The organism is Pseudomonas sp. KCJK9111 (assembly GCF_046231935.1).
Classification (GTDB): Bacteria; Pseudomonadota; Gammaproteobacteria; order Pseudomonadales; family Pseudomonadaceae; genus Aquipseudomonas; species Aquipseudomonas parafulva_B.
Genome location: NZ_JBJJMO010000005.1, coordinates 31,881 through 49,816, shown reverse-complemented (window position 1 = coordinate 49,816; position 17,936 = coordinate 31,881). Strand labels below are relative to the sequence as shown.

The following is a 17,936-nucleotide window of genomic DNA, read 5'->3' as shown; positions in this document are numbered from 1 at the left end:
CCGTCACGGCAGGGCACTGGGCTCAGTGGCCCTGGCGATTGGGTTGCACGATGCCGTGGCGCCTGATCTTGCGGTACAACGTGGAACGCGAGATGCCAGCGGCCTGGGCGGCGGCACTCATGTTCCACTGGGTACGGCGCAACAGCGTTAGCAGGTGGTCGGCCTCAGCCTCCTCGACCTGCTGCCCAAGCTGCGGCGTTGCGCAGATTGTCCTGCTCGGTTCGACCTGCCCAAGCTGCAACTCGGCGGGCAGGTCGGCCAGTTCGATGCACCCGCCTTCTGCCAGGGCCGCGCCCTGGCGCAGGGCATTGAGCAGTTGGCGAATGTTACCCGGCCAGGAGTAGGCCAGCAGGGCGGCGTGTGCAGGTGCTGACAGGTTCAGCCCTGGTGCCAGACGTGCCAGCAGACCCTCGATCACGTGCGCCCGGTCACTGCGCTCGCGCAGCGCCGGCAGGGTGATGCGCATGCCACAGAGCCGGTAGTAGAGGTCCTCGCGGAATTGATGGGTGGCGATTCTGGCAGTCAGGTCCTGGTGCGTCGCCGATATCACCTGAATATCCAGCCTCACCGGCGTGGCCGCCCCCAGCGCCACCAGCTCCCGCTCGGCCAGCACCCTTAGCAGACGGGTTTGCAGATCGGCCGGCATGTCGCCTATTTCATCGAGAAACAGCGTGCCGCCGTTGGCCTGTTCCAGCTTGCCTTTCATGCCCTTGCGGTCCGCCCCGGTGAAGCTGCCGGGCCGGTAGCCGAACAATTCGCTTTCGATCAGCGCTTCGGGGATGGCGGCGCAATTGAGCGCCACGAAAGGCCGGGCGCTTCGGGCGCTTGCCTGGTGCAGGGCGCGAGCGAACGCTTCCTTGCCAGTGCCGGTTTCACCGCTGAGCAGCAGCGCGATGTCCTTGTCCAGCACCTTGCGCAGGCGCGCGACGGCGTGCTGCAGCTGCGGGTCGCCGCCGGCCAGCTGGTCGAGTGTCGGATGCGCGCTGGCAGAGGCCGCCGGTGCAGCCGAGGCACAAGGGCGATAAGCGCGCGGCACGCGCAGCCCAACCTCAAGGCCCGTGACCTGGCTCGCATCGTACAGCTGCGTGCCCCGAGCACCGCCCTGAGTCAGGGCCAGCAACTGGTCGATGTCGGCACTCAACACCTGCTCGATACGCAGGCCGAGCAGGGCATGGGGGTTGCTACTGAACGCGGCCCGGTTGGCCCCGACAATACGCCCACCCTCGTCGAGGGCCAGCAGTTGCTCGGCTGCCAGGTCCGCATCGCCGTCGCAGGGCTTGACCGCGAGGGTCAGGCAGTCGCGGTAACGCTGGCGAAAGTGCGCGTTTTCGATCAGCCGCGCGTACAGCGTCACCAATTGCAAGGTCAGGTGCTGGGCCTGCTTGGGCCCATCGTTGTACAAGCAGGTCGCGTTCAGGCAACCCAGCAGGTGGTTATGGCTGTCGAAAATCGGCGAGACCGAGCAACTGAGCCGGGCATTGCTGGCCAGGAAATGTTCCTGACGGTGAATGGTCAGCGCCTGTTGTGAGGCCAGCGCGGTGCCGATGCCGTTGGTGCCGGCGATGGACTCGTCCCAGCGCGCCCCCACCACCAGCCCGGACCCGGTGAAGTGCCCGGCGTCGGCAGGCAGGCGGGCATCGAGCGTGACCCCCGCCGCATCGCTGAGCAAAACGGCAAAACCTGCATCCGCCACCCGCCGGGCCAAGCCACTCACGCCCTGGCTGGCGAGGGTGAGGTAGGCCTGGTGCTGGGCTTGCAGCTGGCGGATTTCGGCGGCACTGAGCATGTTGTCCGTCGGGTGCACACTCGGGTCCAGGCGGTGCTGGGTGACACTGCGGTACCAGGATTCGGCGATCACCGTTTCCGGGACCAGGCCGCGGTGGCCGAAGTGACTGTCGACGAAGGCCGCCAGTTCCGAGGCAGGGTTATGAGCGGGCATGGGCGCTCCACAGTTATTGTTATCAGGGGTGAAGATAACCCTAGCTGATGGCGCGCTACCAGCCCAGACGCACGGCCAGGGCCCTCAGTGGATCAGTTCAAGTGCCTCGGCGGTGGTCAGCGGCCGCTTCATGCGTTGCGACAGCTGCATCATGGCTGAGGCATAACCCTTGGCAACCACGGCCTGTACCTGATCCGCCAGGCATTGCAGCGCAATGAAATCCCCGCTTTCCGGGGCGCCGACGAAGGTGATGGCGTCCCACTGCCGAGCGTGGCCGAGCACTTCGAACCGCTGCCCATGGTGATAGGTCCAGAAAAACGGCACGTCGGCGTAGCGGCGCTGCTGGCCCAGCATGTTTGCCGCGGCGATGACGCCGTGTTGCTGCGCCAGCCGCCAGTGTTCGATGCGCACCGATTGGCCGGCGAGTGGGAAGGTGGCCATGTCACCCGCCGCCCACAGGCCTTCGGCCACCTGCATTTCACCGTTGACCGGCACGCCATGGTCGTCGGCCAGCGACACCCCATTGAGAAAAGCCGTGGCCGGGGCTACCCCCGTTCCCAGCAGCACCACCTGGCAGCCCACGCGCTCGCCGCTGCCAAGCACAACCGCTTCGACCTGATCTACGCCTTCGATCGCCGTCACCTCGGCCGGGCCATGGAAGGTGACGCCCTTGCGCTCGTGCAAGGCCCGAATCGCCCGGCCGATGCGCTCGCCCAGCTGCTTGACCAGCGGAACATCGTGCCGTCCGATTACATGGACCTGGGCACCGTATTCGCTCAACGCCGAGGCCGCTTCCAGGCCGATGAAACTGTCGCCCACGATCACGACCGGCTTGCCCGGTTCCACGGCATCGAGCAGTTGCGCCGCGTCCGCGCGCGCGCGCAGCGTGAAGACACCAGGCAGGTCACGCCCCGGGATATCCGGGCGCTGGGCCTTGGCGCCCGTGGCGAGCAGACAGGCGTCATAGTCAATGCGTTGGCCGTCGGCCAGCAGGAGCTGGCGTTTCTGGGCATTGAGCGAGCGGACCTTGGCGTGCCGACGCTCCAGTTGTCCCATGCGCAGGTCATCAGGCTCCAGCAGCATCGGCACCTCATCCGGGGCCATCTGGCCTGCGAGCACGAATTTGCTCAGGGCCGTGCGGTCGTAGGCCGGCTGGCGCTCCTGGTCGATCCACACCAGGCGGCCGTTGAAGCCATGGCGGAGCAACGTGGCCACGGCGGCACTGCCCGCCGCACCGGCCCCCAGCACCACGAAACACCGCGCATCGCTGTGCCGGGGCGGGCGCGCCTTGGGCAAAGGGCGGTCGTCCACCCACACCTGGTCATCCTTGACCCAGGCCTTGTAGCGGCGCAGGTCGGTCAGGGCAGGGGGCTCGCACACGGCTCCCTCGTCCACGGCGAACGCGGCCTTGTGCCATGGGCAAATCAGCAAGCCGCCGCAGACGCGGCCCTCATCCAGCGGCGCGCCTGCATGAGGGCAGTTGCCCTGAAAAGCACGAACCTGATCGCCCTGACGGACGATGATCAGCTCTTCGCTACCGGCTTCCACGCGCAGGGGGGTGTGTTCATCGAGGTCGGCCAGGCGGGCCACGGCGTGTTCGGTCATGGTGAATTCTCCAAAGGGTTGGCCTCTGGAAGTGTTCGACGCCTATTTGCCCGGTCGGGCTGCGTCGAGCTGACGACTGGAGCGCCGTACAGGGAACAAGGGGTGGTCAACCTTGCTCGCACGGGACCGCATGACCCGTGCGAGCAAGCGCCGTTGGCGCGACCGTCAGTCGGCTGTGGCGGGTGCGGGCGTAAGGGTACGGGTGGCGCGCAGGGCCACCAGGCTACCCACCACGATCAGCGCCGCCAGGGCGTAGAGGGCAGCGTCGGTCGAGCCGGTCTGGTCCTTGATGAACCCGACCAGATAAGGGCTGAGAAAGCCCGCCATTTGGCCGACCGAGTTGATCAGGGCCAGGCCCGCCACGGCCGCACCCGCGCTGAGCAAGGCCGTGGGCATCGGCCAGAACATCGGCAGGCCGGTGAGGGCGCCCATGGTGGCGATGGACAGGCCAAGGATGGCGATCGCCGGGGTAGCCGCGAAATTCACCGCCATCAGCAGGCCCACGGCGCCCATCAGCATTGGCACTACCAGGTGCCAGCGGCGCTCGTTGCGAAGGTCCGCCGAGCGCCCGCACAGGATCATGAAAACCCCGGCCAGCAAGTAGGGAATGGCGCTCAACCAGCCAATGAGCAGGGGGTTGTCGAAGCCCATGTTCTTGATGATCGAAGGCAGCCAGAAGTTGATGGCGTATACACCGCTCTGGATGCAGAAGTAGATGAAGCCGAAGGTCCAGATCAGCGGGTTGGCCAGCACGGCCAGAACGCTGTCGCCTGTGGTGGGCGGCTTGCTGTCGGCATCGGCCTGCAGGTCGGCGGCGATCAGCCGGCGTTCATCATCGCTCAGCCAGGCCGCTTTCTGGTAGCCATCGCTGAGCAGGAACACCGCCAGCACGCCGAGCGCAACGGTCGGCAGCCCTTGAATCAGGAACATCCATTGCCAGCCGGCAAGGCCATGTTGCCCGGCTGCAAAATGCTCGAGGATCCAGCCGGAGAACGGGCTGCCCAACAGGCCCGAGACCGGAATCGCGGACATGAACAAGGCCATGATGCGGCCACGGCGCGCACCGGGGAACCAGCGCGAGAGGTACAGCACCACGCCTGGGAAGAAGCCTGCCTCGGCGGCACCTGTGAGCAGGCGCAGGGCATAGAACTCGGTGGGGGTCGTCACGAATAGCAGACAGGTGGACAAGCTGCCCCAGGCAATCATCATCAAGGCGATCCAGCGCCGTGGGCCGAAGCGGTTGAGCGCTAGGTTGCTCGGAAGGCCGCACAGGACGTAGCCGATGAAGAAGATGCCGGCACCGAGGCCGTAGACGGTTTCGCTGAACTTGAGCGCGTCGAGCATCTGCAGCTTGGCGAAGCCGACGTTGACGCGGTCGAGGTAGTTGAACAGGTAGCAGATGAAAATGAACGGAATCAGCCGCAAGGTGATGCGCCGGTATAGCGCATTGCGGGTGGTGTCCGTGCCTTGGTCAGGGGCGGGGCTGTGTGCCATGATCGGGTTCTCTGTTGTTATGGTTGTCACCGCGTCGCCTGTTCCGGCGCTCGCCTGAACGAGTCTCGGGGACGGCGGCGTGGCTGTCTTTGTGCTTTTGCACAGGCCATGGGCCTTGCTGCTGTGCCCGAGCCCAACCGCACGCCCCCAAGGACCGTTGAATGTTCGAACTCGACCACGACCTGGCACAGGATATCGTAGACCGCGCCATGGCCATTCTGCCCTGCAACGTCAACGTCATGGACAGCCAGGGCCTGATCCTGGGCAGCGGCGAGCCGGAGCGCATCAACACACGGCACGAAGGCGCCCAGCTGGTGCTCGCCAATGGCCGTATCGTGGAGCTCGACCAGGAGGCGGCACGCTGCCTGAAGGGCGTGCAGCCTGGGGTGAACCTGCCGCTGATGCTCGACGACCGCCTGATGGGCGTTCTGGGGCTGACGGGTGATCCGCAGCAGGTTCGGGTGTATGCCGAGCTGGTGCGCATGACCGCCGAAATGCTGCTGGCCCAGCGTCACCTGCAGGCCGACCAGCAGTGGCGCAAGCAGCGCTGCGACGATTTGCTGGCCTTGCTGCTGGGCGGGACCGGCGACGCCTCACGGCTGCTGGACGAGGCACGCCAACTTGGCCTGAAACCGCAGCTACCACGCATTCCCTGCCTGTTCGAGCTGGCCAGCGGGCCCGACGCCGAAGCGCTGGCAGGCTGGCTGATGAGCCGCTACCCCGACAGTTGGTGCGTGAGCCCAGCGCGCCACTCGCTGCTGTGGTGTCGCCCGGCAGGCGTGGCGCTGGAGGCATCACGGCTGGTCGAGCGCATCGAGCGGCACGGTTGGGCAGTGGAGCGCTCGGCCATGGGTACCGCCGCGCAGGGTCTTGAGCAGCTGCGCCGCGGCTACCGGCGTGTGCGCGACCTGCTCGCCTATGGGCGTGAGGTGGTGCCCCAGGAACGGCTGCTGAGCTTGCAGCGCTATCGCCTGCCAGCCTTGCTCTGGCGCCATCGCAACGATGAGGCGCTGGACGAACTGCTCGAGCCGTTGCTGCGCATCCAGGCCCGCGACAGCAGTGGGCAATTGCTGGCTACGCTGCGCGCCTGGTGTGCCCATGATGGTCAGAGCCAGGCGTGTGCCGAGGCGCTGGGTATTCACCGCAACAGCCTGCGTTACAGGCTTGAACGCATCGCCGAGCTGGGCGAGGTGGATCCGATGCGCCTGGAGGGCATGCTCAGTTTGTACCTGGGGCTGCAGTTGCTGCCCATCCGGTAGCCATAGCCGGCTGGGCATTGTCGCCTGGCGCTGGCATCTGCCCAAACAATCCGTCGGGCGGTTTGTGCATTTGACCGACGCCGCTTCGCGGGCCAGCTGTCAGCATGCCGCTACCCGGACAGGAGAATCATCATGAAGATCGTCATCGCGCCTGACTCGTTCAAGGACAGCCTCGAGGCGGCAGACGTGGCGCGCGCCATCGCCGCTGGCCTGGCCGAAGCACTGCCCGACGCCCAGTTGATCGAGTGCCCCATGGCCGACGGTGGCGAAGGCACGATGCAGGCCATTCTTGCCGCCAGCGACGGCGAGCTGCGCCGGCTCACCGTGCGCGGCCCGTTGGGCGCGCCTGTTGAGGCGGGCTGGGGCTGGCTGCCCCAGAGCCGCACCGCAATCATCGAAATGGCGCAGGCCAGCGGCCTGCAACAGGTGCCCACCGGGCAGCGCGACGCCTGCCGCAGTTGCACCTGGGGCACCGGTGAGCTGGTCGCCGCGGCGCTGGACGCTGGCGCGCAGCGCGTGGTGCTGGCGATCGGCGGCAGTGCCACCAATGATGCGGGCAGTGGCATGCTGCGCGCCTTGGGCCTGCGACTGCTGGATGCAGACGATCAGCCACTGGCCGAGGGTGGCCTGGCCCTGGCCGGCCTGGCACGGATCGATGCCAGCGGGCTGGACCCGCGCCTGGCACACGTAAATTTCGAAGTGGCGGCTGATGTGGACAACCCGCTGTGCGGCCCCCAGGGCGCATCGGCCATCTTCGGTCCGCAGAAGGGGGCCAGCCCGCAACAGGTTCAGGCCCTCGACCAGGCGCTCGGTCACTTCGCCGACCATTGCGCCCGCTTGCTGGGCCAGGATGTGCGTGATTACCCAGGCTGCGGCGCCGCCGGGGGCATGGGCTTTGCGGCCAGGGCCTTCATGGGTGCCCAGTTCCGGGCCGGCGTGGAAGTGGTGGCCGAACTGGCCGGCCTGCAAGCCCATGTCAGGGACGCGGACCTGGTGGTGACCGGGGAGGGCCGTTTTGATGCCCAGACCCTGCGCGGCAAGACGCCGATGGGGGTGGCCCGGGTCGCCAAGCGTCATGGCGTGCCGGTGGTCGTGCTGGCGGGCATGCTCGGCGAGGGCTATCAGCAGCTGTACGCCCATGGGGTAGATGCCGCCTTTGCGCTGGTGGACGGCCCCATGACGTTGGAACAGGCCTGCCACGACACCGCCCGCCTGCTGCAAGCCCGCGCCTGTGACATCGGTCGGCTCTGGGCCTGGGTCAAGCGCGTCTGAGCAGATGAAGCGCGCAGCTCAGGGTGCAAGCACCGGCAGGGGTGTGCTGGGCAACAGGGCCAGGTCGCCGAAACGCTGCGTCGAATCGATGTAGCGCAGCGCCGACTTGGCGTCCTTCCAGCCTACGTAGCTCATGAGCGACTTGAGCTCCCAGCCATTGGCGCTGGCCCAGGTGGCGAAGCCGCGACGCAGTGAGTGACCGGTATACAGCGCAGCTGGCACCTGGGCGCGGGTCAACATGCGCCGCAGCAGGCCCACCAGGCTGTTGCTGTTGAGCGGCTGGTCACCGAGATTGCCCCAGCGGTCGAGCTTGCGGAACACCGGGCCGTGGGCGATGCCGGCCACCTGCAGCCATTGCAGGTACGCCGTTACCGGGCACAGGGCCTTCAGGGCCGGGGTGCGGTGCTGCACGCCAAGTGCCTCGCGGTCGCCTTTGCTGCGCGGCACAAACAGCGTGATGCCCACGCCCGCTTCGGCCTGTATGTGCTCGACCCGCAAGCGCGCCAGTTCATCGCCGCGAAAGCCACGCCAGAACCCCAACAGCAGCAGCGCCGTGTCGCGCCGGGCGCGCCGCAGCCCCGCCATGTCGTGGTTCGCCTGGGCCTGGCGGGCTTCTTCCTCGAAGCAGGTCACGGCCGTTTGCACATGTTGCAGCAGCAATGGCGCTGCCTGCTTGGGCGGGGTGGGATGCAGCGTGCGGATGCCGCGCAGGACCTGGCGCACCACCGGTGCTTTGGTGGGGTCGGGGAAGCCTTGGCTGATGTGCCACTGGCTGAGGGCCGCCAGGCGCTGGCGCAGGGTACTGACCGCATGCTGCTGGGCGTGGTCGGCCAGGTACCGGGCGATGCTTTCGGCAGTGGCCGGCAGAAAACCACCCCATTGCGTCTCGAAATGATCCACCGCCGCCTGGTAGCTGCGGCGGGTGTTGTCACGCGTGGCGGCGCGCAGGTAGCGCTCGATATCGGTCATGGTGCGGGCGTCGGCGGGTGGATGCAGTGGTGCCACCTTAAACCTTGGGACCTGTTGGTACCAAGGGTTTGCCAGGGTTTGCACGCTCTTCTTCGCTTCAGTGCAACGCGGCCAGGGGCTGCGCCTGATGCTTGAACGGCGCGTAGTCACGCAGCTGCGCGGCGGACAGGGGCCGGCTGAAGTGATAGCCCTGAGCAACGTCGCACCCCGCCAGGCGCAGGCACACGACCTGCTCGCGGGTCTCCACGCCTTCGGCCACCACCACCAGGCCCAGGCGTTTGGCCAGGATGATGGTGGAGGCCACGATGGGGCTGTCGTCCGGACTGTTGGACAGCGAGGCGATCAAGGATCGATCAATCTTCAGTTTGCTCAGAGGCAGTGCATGCAGATGGGCGAAGCCTGCATAGCCTCGGCCAAAGTCGTCCAGGCTGATCCCGATGCCTGCCTGGCGCAGCCGGTGTAGATGCGCGATCGCCGGGCCCTCAGGGTCGAGGATGGTGGTTTCGGTGATCTCAAGCTCCAGATGCTCGGGAGCAATGCCGTGCTCGCTCAGTTGATCGAGCAGGCGCACGGTGAAGTCAGGCTGACGCAACTGCAAGGCAGACACGTTGACGGCCAGGCGCACCTGGCGGCTTTCCCAGTGCCAGGCCGACAAGGCCTCGCAGGCCAGGCGAAGGACTTCCCAGCCCAACTCGACGATGAAGCCGCTGCGTTCGGCCAGGGCGATGAAACGGTCGGGGTAGAGCAGGCCGAACTCGGGATGCTGCCAACGCACAAGCGCTTCGAAGCCTGCGACCTTGTGGTCATCGAGGCCGATCTGCGGCTGGTAGTGCAAGACGAATTGCCTGCCTGCCAGTGCAGCGCCAAACGCCTGCTCCAGGGAAAATGCCTGGATGTCGGCCACGTTCAGGGAGGGGTCGAAATAGCGGTACTGCGCGCGGCCGGCCTGCTTGGCCGAATACATGGCCGCATCGGCGCTGCGTACCAGGCTGTCGATGTCCTGGCCATCGCGCGGGCAGATGCTGACCCCGATACTGGGACTGGTGTTGACCTCTTGTCCTTCCAGGGCATACGTGGCAGAAAGCCTGCGGGCCAGTTCGCGTACCCAGGCATCGATCTGCTCCTCGCTGCGCTCGCCTGCGAGCAGTACGACGAACTCATCGCCGCCGAAGCGCGAGGCTTCATCGCCTGGTTCCAGCAAGCGCTGGATACGGCCGGCCACAGCCTGCAGCAACAGGTCACCCACTTTATGGCCCAGCGAATCATTGATGGACTTGAAACGGTCCATGTCGATGAAGAGGATGGCCATCAGTTGCCGCCTGCCACGCTGATGAATGAGCGCGGCACCTGCCACTTCGACAAACTGACGGCGGTTGTGCAGGCCGCTGAGATGATCGGTAGCGGCGGCATGACTGCTGCGCCGGTGTGCATCTTCCAGGCGCCCGATCAGTTGCTGGTTGATCTGCTGGGCGTGTTCCAGCGCCGTGAAGGCTTCCTGGCGCTTGCGCAGCAGGCGCAGGGTCCAGGCCAAGCTGGCCAGGATCATCAGTGTCATGCCCAGGGTCAGCCAGAACTGCCGGGCACAGGCCGCGTCGATGGGCCCGGTGATCTCGTTCTCGCGCTGGCTGATGACGAGGGTAAAACCGTGCTCGGGCCGATGCCTGAAGACGCTCTGGTAAGGATCACCTTCCAGGTACTGGGTCAGCACGCCCGCAGCGGTGCCATCGGTTGGCAGTGCCGGCTGCAAGGCAGCTGTGATCGGCAACAAGCCGCGATTACCGAGGCGCAGGCGTTCCGTACCGTCGGCCTGCAACACACTCACGCGGGTAGAATCGCCCAGATCCACCTGTTGCAGCAATTGCGCCAAGGGGTGGGCGGCAAGAAGCTGCACTGCAACCAACGTATCGCATGCCTCGGGCTGCTCAGGCACGGGCATGAGCACCGGGGAGGAGGTCGCACACGCTGTGCCTTCGGCAGCGGCGTGCGCACGGTCGAGCCATTGGCTGACGTTTTCGGCGAGCACGTTGGCCAGCCGTTGATGTTCGTTGCCACGGTTGGTCAGAGCATCCTGGCGAGCGGTGGCTTTCTGAGCAACATGCACCCCCCACACAAAGGCCAGCGTAGCAGCGCACAGCAGCAGGATCAGCAGCCTGAGCAGGGTCGCCGACGAAAGTGAACGTCGTATCAATTGCATGTTTCCCGGCCTTGTGTGAGGCCCGGACATTACGACAGCAACATGACAGCGCCATGACTGGTGGCAAATAGCCTGTAGTGATGGCTGAACCAAAGATGACAGCGGCGGGTCAAGTCGGGTATACCTTGCCGCTACCAAGGGGAGCCCGGTAACGGGCTGAGAAACCGCTGAGCCAGGTGCAGCGCGGTGACCCTTCGAACCTGATCCGGATAATGCCGGCGAAGGGATGGGGTGCTATACCGCCTGCCTTCCCGCCGGTCTCAAGGCGAGACCCGATTCATGACCATTGCCCAGGTCTCGCTGTCACCTTCACCAAGGACAGCGCCATGACCGAAGGTTTCACCCAGACCCTGCGCCGCCAGAGCGAGACCACATGGGCCGCCGCCACCGGCCATCGTTTCGTGACCCAACTGTGTGACGGCAGCCTGCCTGACCCCATCATGGTCGACTACCTGGTCCAGGATCATCGCTTCCTGGACAGCTTCCTGATGTTGCTGGGCGCCGCCATCGCCACGGCCGACACCTTCGAGGCGCGCCTGCGCCTGGGGCGATTCGCGGGCATGATCAGCAGCGAGGAGAACACTTACTTCCTGCGGGCGTTCCAGGCGCTGGGTGTCAGCCCGGCGCAGCGTGATGAGCCGATGGACACGGTGCCCACAGCGGCGTTCAAAGCCATCATGCGCGAAGCGGCTGCCACCCGCTCGTACGCCGCCGCGCTGGCAGTGCTGAGCGTCGCCGAAGGCCTTTACCTGGACTGGGCGCTGCGGGCGCCCAAACCCCTGCCGTCGCGTTTCATCCACGCTGAATGGATCACCTTGCACGACAATCCGGATTTCCAGGCGTTCGTGGCGTTCCTGCACGCCGAACTTGACCGCGTCGGCCCTCTGCATGCCGCGGTGGCGCAGGACTTTCACCAGCGCACCGTCGCGTTGGAGCTGGCCTTCTTCGACGCCATCTACCCGGAGGCGCAATGAACATGGACATCTTCGATCGGCTCAAGCAGGCCGCTGCACCGCAGTGGCGCGGTTACGTCGACCATGCCTTCGTGCAGCAGATGGGCGATGGCACGTTGAGCGAAGCCGCGTTTCGGTCCTACCTGGTGCAGGACTATCTCTTCCTCATTCAGTTTGCCCGCGCCTGGGCGTTGGCGGCGTACAAGAGCAGGCGACCGGCCGATATCCGTGCCGCACAGGCGGGGCTGGCGGCGATCCTCGACGAAACCGACCTGCACGTGCGTCTATGCGCACGCTGGGGGCTGAGCCAGGCTGACATCGAGGCGGCCCCCGAGCACCCGGCCACCGTGGCGTACACCCGGTATGTACTGGACTGCGGTGCCGCTGGCGACTTGCTGGAGTTGCACGTGGCGCTGGCGCCCTGCGTGATCGGCTACGCCGAGATCGGGCAGTCCCTGGCCGCACGCATCGGCAATCTGGACGCGCATCCCTATCGCGAGTGGATCGGCGAATACGCCGGTGCCGGCTACCAGGCCGTCGCAGCAGCTGCACGCACGCACCTGGATTCGTTGGCGGCGCGCAGCATGACGGATCAGCGGTTTGCCGAACTGGCCGCGATCTTTGCCCAGGCCTCGGGGCTGGAGGCCGATTTCTGGCAGATGGGTCTGGACATGGCGTGACTAGGCAGCCGCATGCCTGGATCGCCACTATCCCCGTGTGCCGTTGGCTGGCAAGCTGTAGTGGAAAAGGGGGCACGCGGATGACCGCCGCAACTGGCCCGCAGCGCTCGAAGACGATCCAGGACGAGGAAGGACAGCATGAACATCATCAACGCTCGGCTGCGTGGCAAGCCTGGCCTGTACCGCATCGAACTGGCCGGTCAGCGCATTGGCGCGATCACTGCGCAGAACGAGGGTGTGCTGCCCGTGGCCGGCGCCGACCTGGATGCCGCCCAGAACCTGGTGGTCCCCCCGTTCGTCGAGCCGCACATCCACCTCGACGCGACCCTGACGGCCGGGCAGCCTGAGTGGAACATGAGCGGCACGCTGTTCGAGGGGATCGAGCGCTGGGCCCAGCGCAAGCAGAGCACCACCCATAAGGACATCAAGACCCGGGCCAAGACCACCCTCGACATGCTGGTCGATCATGGCATCCAGCATGTGCGCACCCATGTGGATGTAACCGAGCCGGGCCTGGTGGCACTCAAGGCCATGGTCGAGGTGCGCGATGAAGTGCGTGATCTGGTCGACTTGCAGATCGTTGCCTTTCCCCAGGAGGGTATCGAATCGTACCCCGATGGCCGCGCATTGATGACCGAGGCGGTGGCCATCGGCGCCGATGTGGTGGGCGGCATTCCCCATTTCGAGAACACCCGTGAACAGGGTGTGGCGTCGATCCAGTTCCTGATGGATTTGGCAGAACGCACCGGCTGCCTGGTGGACGTGCACTGCGACGAGACGGACGATCCGCAGTCACGGTTCCTGGAAGTACTGGCCGAACACGCTCGGGTCCGGCAGATGGGGGCGAGGATGACCGCCAGCCACACGGTGGCCATGGGTTCGTACGACAATGCCTACTGCTCGAAGCTGTTTCGGCTGTTGAAGCTGTCCGGCATCAACTTCGTGTCATGCCCTACCGAGAGCATTCATCTGCAAGGGCGCTTTGATACCTATCCGAAGCGCCGTGGGGTCACCCGTGTCGCCGAACTCGACCGTGCTGGCATGAACGTGTGCTTCGGCCAGGACTCGATCGTCGATCCGTGGTACCCCCTGGGCAACGGCAATATCCTGCGCGTGCTCGAGGCGGGCCTGCACATTTGCCACATGCTGGGCTATCAGGACCTGCAGCGCTGCCTGGACCTGATCACCGACAACAGTGCCCGCACCTTGAACCTGGGAGAGCGCTATGGCATCGAGACCGGTCGCCCTGCGAACCTGCTGCTGCTCTCGGCCCCGGACGACTACGAGATGGTGCGCAGCCAGGGCCACGCGCTGGTGTCGGTGCGCAACGGAAAGGTACTGATGCGGCGCCGGCCTGCGCAGGTACAACGCGAGTTCTGAATCCGACGCTTTCAGGTGCCGATGGCCGCCAGCACACAATCGGCGATCTGCGCATCCTGAACGGCGACGCCGGTCAGGTCAGCCAACGTGATCTGGTCGTCGGAATCCCGGCCACGGGCTCGGCTTGCCAGCAGCGCGCCAAGTTCGACCAGTTGGCTTGCGGTCACCAGGCCTTTGCCGAGCGCATGGGACACTTCGCCATATTGGGCGCACTGGGTGATCGAGTCGACGACCAAGCGATCGGCCCTGGCGACCAGCCCAGGGTCCAGCTCTTGCTTGCCAGGGCCGTCCGCACCGACAGCGGTGATGTGAGTGCCCGGTTGTATCCAGTGCGCCTGCAACAGCGGCTCGCGCGAAGGTGTGGCACTGACGATGAGGTTGGCAAGGCCCGCCAGTTCCGCGGCGTCGTGTGTACTGCGCACGGTAAAACCAAGATCCCGCGCCATCGTCACGTAAGCGCCTAGTCCTTCGGCGTGACGCCCCCAGACGATCACCTGGCGGCAGTCGGTGACGCTGCGCAACTGCTCCAATTGCATGCTGGCCTGCATGCCTGTGCCCAGGATGCCGATGGCCTTGACCTGTGAGGGCGCGAGCAGCCGGGCCGCGATCCGTCCCGCCAGTGCCGTGCGCATCGCCGTGAGCCAGCCTTGGTCCTGGAGCAGGGCCAGCGGCTGGCCGGTGTGGGCCGAGAACACCATCATCAGCCCGTCGTTGCTGGGCAAACCGTTTGACGGGTTGTCATAAAAGCCGGTGGACACCTTGACGGTAAATGTGGGGCTGCCCACTTTGTAGGCAGACTTGATGCAGCAATCCCCGTTGGTCTCGGCGAAGGTAAACGCCTGCACAGGCGGTACCTGAGCGTTGCCAGCGGAATAGGCGATAAAGCCCTCTTCGATGGCGCTGAGCGCGCGCTCGGTGTCGAGGCTCGCGAGGATCTGAGGCTTCGTGATCAGCTTCATTTGACGGCCTCAAGGAAGGTATCCAGGGCGATGTTCCGCCCACACAGCACCACAGCTACGCGTTTGCCTTGGTACCGGTCCGCGCATTTTTTCATGGCGGCCACTGCGACAGCTGCCGCGCCTTCGATGATCCAACGCTCGCTGCTGGCGATGTCGCGCATGGCGGCGCGTATTTGCGCTTCGCTGACCAATACAGTATCGGTGAGCAAGGCCTGGCACAGGGGCAGGGTGATGGCGCCTGGCTCGACGCCGCCTGCCGTGCCGTCGGACAGCGTGGGACTGGCAGGTACGTCGATGATCCTGCCGGCCTTGAGCGACTGCTCAAGGGCCGGGTCGTTCTCGGGCCAGCAGCCGATGATGTCGACACCCGGTGCCAGGGTACGCAGGGCAGCGCCAATGCCGGCGATCATGCCGCCACCCCCCACCGCGACGAATACGGCGTCCAGGTCTGGCGCCTGCTCGAACAGTTCCATACCGATGGTGCCCTGGCCGGCGATCACCTGCAGATCGTTGTAGGGCGATACGAAGGGCACGCCCTGGGCCTGGGCTTGCCTGGCCGCTTCCAGCTCCGCGCTCAAGGGATCGGTCGGCAGGCAGATCACTTCAGCGCCGAGGTTACGCATGGCTTCGACCTTATAGGTTGACGCCGTAGTGGTGGTGTAAAGGGTCACCGGAACCCCGGCGGTTTTGCCGGCCAGGGCCAGTGCCTGGCCATGGTTGCCAGACGAGGCGGCGATGACGCCATGCTCACGTGCACTCACAGGCAAAAGCCTGACTTTATTGCTGGCCCCGCGAAACTTGAATGAACCGGTAGGTTGCAGGTGTTCGCACTTGAGCCATACGTCCACGCCGGTGGTTGCTGACAGGTGCTGGCTGCGCGTCAGCGGGGTTGTGCTTACGGCTGGCCGCAAGGCGGCATGAGCGTGCTTGATCGCTTCGAACAGAGCGTCGAGGTCGGGTTCGCAGACGGTTGGCGGTGCAAGGTCGGACATGGCGCTTAAGGCTCCGTATGGAATTAGTGTCTACGGTAGACTTTTTGTCCATGCTCGTGCAAACACTTCTTTCAGCCTGGGTCAGTCCTGGCGCTCAAAATCGTCATCCCTTGAGCGCCTTGAGGTATTTGTAAACCGTAGCACGCCCCATGTTCAGCACATTGGCCACATAGTCCACGCCGCTTCGGCCTTCGAACGCACCCTCGGCGTGCAACGCCTGCACCAGGCTGCGCTTGTCGCCCATCTGCATTGTCTGCAGGGACAAATGGCGCGCCTTGAGCCAAGCATGCATGAAGGTATTGATGCGCTCCTGCCAGTCATCGCGAAACAGCGCCTGAGGCTGCTCGACCAGGCGACCCATTTGAAAGAACGCCTCCAGCGCATGGCGGGCGTTTTCGAGCACCGATAGGTCCAGGTTGATGCACATCAGGTGCCGAGCATCACCCTGCTCATCGCGCAAGACCGTACTGATGGAGCGCACCTTCTGACCGTTCCAGTTCAACTTCTCGTATGGGCCCAACTTGGCGCCGCCGAGCAGATCGTCCAGGTCCTCGGCAATGGCCGAGTCATCTCCCAGGCTGCGCTTGGAGATGTTGTTGGCGATATGCACCACCGTCTGGGTACGCAGGTCATGGACGACGACTTCGGCATGGGGATACAGCAACAGGGCAATGCTTTCGGCGATTGCCTGGTAGTTCTCGAGCGACATGCGGGGCCACTGTGCATTTTAAGGAAGCGCTTATGTTGGCTCCGAGTGCCTGCTCGCACAAGGCGCCGTAGGCCGAGCAAGCACCCTGTACACGGCAAGACGGGCTTCTGGCGAGCAGAACCGGCCCGAAATCGGCCTAACATTCGATAAGCCGTGATTATTCCATGTGAGATTGGACTTGTTTTAGCAATTCCAAACAAGCAAAATTGGTACGTAATTACATAGTACGTACAACATTACGAAATCGTAGGAGCATGCATGGCACGTGGCGGTATCAACAAGGTGGTTGTGCAACAGGCCAGGCAGGCCCTGATTGCAAGAGGGGAGAACCCCAGCATCGATGCCATCCGCATCGAGCTGGGCAATACAGGCTCGAAAACCACCATTCACCGCTACCTCAAGGAGCTCAACGGACAGCAGCCAATGCCCTCCGAAGGCGGCGCGCCGATCAGTGAGGTGTTGAGCCGCCTGGTAGGTCAGTTGGCGACGCAACTGCAAGACGAAGCGGACTTGATGATCGAGCGGGCTGAAAGCGCCTTCACCGAGCAGCGCGAGGCGCTCGAAGCGGCCTTGGCGGCAACTCAGCAGGCGCTTGCAGCGGCTGAACAACAGCACGAAATCGATGCAGCGGCCTTGCGTGAGGAGTCAGAGAAACTCAACAGCACGCTAAGCACGCTACAGGCTGAGCAGCTGCGCAGCGCCAGCCTCAACCAGTCCCTGGGGGAACTGCGAGTACGCCTGGCGGATAAGGATGAGCAGGTCAAATCCCTGGAAGACAAGCACCGACACGCCCGCGATGCGCTTGAGCACTACCGCACGGCTAGTCGCGAGCAGCGCGAGCACGAGCAGCGTCGTCACGAGGCTCAATTGCAGCAGATGCAGGTCGAAGTACGGCAGCTGCAGCAGGCCATGATCGTCAAGCAAGACGAGCTCACTCGCCTGCACCGAGATAACGAGCGTCTGCTAGGGGAGAATCGCCAGGCGAGCAGCGAACGGCGCGCTCAGGAACAGCTGCTTGAGCAGCGCGACGCCCAGATCCAGGGCTTGCGCACGATGCTGGCACAGGCCCAGGGGAGCAGCGACGAGCTGCGCCGCCAATTAGCTATACAGGCCAAAGCGCTGGAGGACAGCAAGGTCTTGTGCCGGGATCAGGCGCTGAAGCTTGAGACGCTGGAGCGGGAGCTGACAGAGAACCAGGCGTTGTTGCGCCTGTGTCAGGATCAGCTAAGGGGTGGCGAAGATAAATAAAACTTTCTGGCGCAGCGGCTTTCTTCCCTAGACAGCCATTTGGAGAAGACCGCATGAGCGAACGAGGCACAACCCACGGCACGCAGCACGGACCTCACTCGACCGACGAAGCCGATAAACCGGATGATCTTGGCTTTGACCCTGATTCTCCCGACCTCGATGATCCTCAGGTAGACCCCCAAGGCCCAGCCAAACCACCCAGGGATGTAGAGAAAGACACCTGAAAGACACGCACCAAGCAAAAGGCCCTGATCGATACGATCAGGGCCTTTTTCATCAAGCA

The 17,936-nt window shown here is 64.8% G+C and carries 15 protein-coding genes and 1 riboswitch; of the genes, 7 read left to right on the top strand and 8 right to left on the bottom strand.

What is annotated here, in order from left to right; all coding sequences use genetic code 11:
* Positions 1-22 precede the first annotated feature (22 nt).
* From ACK59L_RS03750 to ACK59L_RS03740, 3 genes are all read right to left on the bottom strand, one after another.
* Positions 23-1,939, bottom strand: coding sequence for a sigma-54-dependent Fis family transcriptional regulator (locus ACK59L_RS03750; protein ID WP_409271958.1), 1,917 nt, complete (start codon positions 1,937-1,939; stop codon positions 23-25).
* A gap of 84 nt (positions 1,940-2,023) precedes the next feature.
* A complete protein-coding gene (locus ACK59L_RS03745) occupies positions 2,024-3,544 on the bottom strand; it encodes an FAD-dependent oxidoreductase (RefSeq protein ID WP_409271956.1) in 1,521 nt (506 codons plus the stop codon).
* Positions 3,545-3,709: 165 nt separating this feature from the next.
* Complete coding sequence (locus ACK59L_RS03740) at positions 3,710-5,038, bottom strand: MFS transporter (protein WP_058604562.1); 1,329 nt, start codon at positions 5,036-5,038, stop codon at positions 3,710-3,712.
* Between the two features lie 161 nt (positions 5,039-5,199).
* Between ACK59L_RS03740 and ACK59L_RS03735 the strand changes: the two genes are divergently transcribed.
* Together ACK59L_RS03735 and ACK59L_RS03730 are read left to right on the top strand one after the other, a co-directional pair.
* A complete protein-coding gene (locus ACK59L_RS03735; protein WP_058604563.1) occupies positions 5,200-6,297 on the top strand; it encodes a sugar diacid recognition domain-containing protein in 1,098 nt (365 codons plus the stop codon).
* 132 nt (positions 6,298-6,429) lie between these two features.
* Entirely contained in the window at positions 6,430-7,569 is a 1,140-nt protein-coding gene (locus tag ACK59L_RS03730) for a glycerate kinase (RefSeq protein ID WP_409271954.1), read from the top strand.
* Positions 7,570-7,587: 18 nt separating this feature from the next.
* On the opposite strand, the gene ACK59L_RS03725 is transcribed toward ACK59L_RS03730, so the two are convergent.
* Both ACK59L_RS03725 and ACK59L_RS03720 read right to left on the bottom strand, forming a co-directional pair.
* Positions 7,588-8,574 carry a site-specific integrase gene (locus ACK59L_RS03725; protein ID WP_196142064.1) on the bottom strand — a complete coding sequence of 329 codons (987 nt, stop codon included), beginning with the start codon at positions 8,572-8,574 and terminating at the stop codon, positions 7,588-7,590.
* A 61-nt stretch (positions 8,575-8,635) separates the two neighbouring features.
* A complete protein-coding gene (locus ACK59L_RS03720; RefSeq protein ID WP_409272060.1) occupies positions 8,636-10,726 on the bottom strand; it encodes a putative bifunctional diguanylate cyclase/phosphodiesterase in 2,091 nt (696 codons plus the stop codon).
* A 133-nt stretch (positions 10,727-10,859) separates the two neighbouring features.
* A riboswitch (TPP riboswitch) is annotated at positions 10,860-10,976 on the top strand.
* Between the two features lie 82 nt (positions 10,977-11,058).
* On the opposite strand from ACK59L_RS03720, the gene ACK59L_RS03715 reads away from it, so the two are divergent.
* The 3 genes from ACK59L_RS03715 to codA all read left to right on the top strand — a co-directional run bounded on the left by ACK59L_RS03715 (position 11,059) and on the right by codA (position 13,745).
* The gene (locus ACK59L_RS03715) at positions 11,059-11,706 is read left to right on the top strand and encodes a TenA family protein (protein ID WP_196135903.1); all 648 of its coding nucleotides are present in this window, start codon (positions 11,059-11,061) and stop codon (positions 11,704-11,706) included.
* The gene (gene tenA, locus ACK59L_RS03710) at positions 11,703-12,365 is read left to right on the top strand and encodes a thiaminase II (protein WP_182139998.1); all 663 of its coding nucleotides are present in this window, start codon (positions 11,703-11,705) and stop codon (positions 12,363-12,365) included. Before ACK59L_RS03715 ends, tenA begins: the two co-directional genes overlap by 4 nt.
* A 138-nt stretch (positions 12,366-12,503) precedes the next feature.
* Positions 12,504-13,745, top strand: a complete 1,242-nt coding sequence (gene codA, locus ACK59L_RS03705) for a cytosine deaminase (protein ID WP_409271951.1) — start codon at positions 12,504-12,506, stop codon at positions 13,743-13,745.
* An 11-nt stretch (positions 13,746-13,756) separates the two neighbouring features.
* Here the strand turns inward: codA and ACK59L_RS03700 are convergent, their stop codons facing one another.
* The 3 genes from ACK59L_RS03700 to ACK59L_RS03690 form a co-directional block, all read right to left on the bottom strand.
* Entirely contained in the window at positions 13,757-14,704 is a 948-nt protein-coding gene (locus tag ACK59L_RS03700; RefSeq protein WP_409271949.1) for an ornithine cyclodeaminase family protein, read from the bottom strand.
* Positions 14,701-15,696 (bottom strand): threonine/serine dehydratase, encoded by a 996-nt coding sequence (locus tag ACK59L_RS03695; RefSeq protein ID WP_409271947.1) that lies wholly within the window; start codon positions 15,694-15,696, stop codon positions 14,701-14,703. Before ACK59L_RS03695 ends, ACK59L_RS03700 begins: the two co-directional genes overlap by 4 nt.
* Before the next feature lie 103 nt (positions 15,697-15,799).
* A complete protein-coding gene (locus tag ACK59L_RS03690; protein WP_058639260.1) occupies positions 15,800-16,405 on the bottom strand; it encodes a transcriptional regulator in 606 nt (201 codons plus the stop codon).
* Positions 16,406-16,663: 258 nt separating this feature from the next.
* Between ACK59L_RS03690 and ACK59L_RS03685 the strand changes: the two genes are divergently transcribed.
* Complete coding sequence (locus ACK59L_RS03685; protein ID WP_409271945.1) at positions 16,664-17,653, top strand: DNA-binding protein; 990 nt, start codon at positions 16,664-16,666, stop codon at positions 17,651-17,653.
* Between the two features lie 53 nt (positions 17,654-17,706).
* Entirely contained in the window at positions 17,707-17,877 is a 171-nt protein-coding gene (locus ACK59L_RS03680) for a DUF6021 family protein (RefSeq protein WP_196125528.1), read from the top strand.
* Positions 17,878-17,936: the final 59 nt, after the last annotated feature.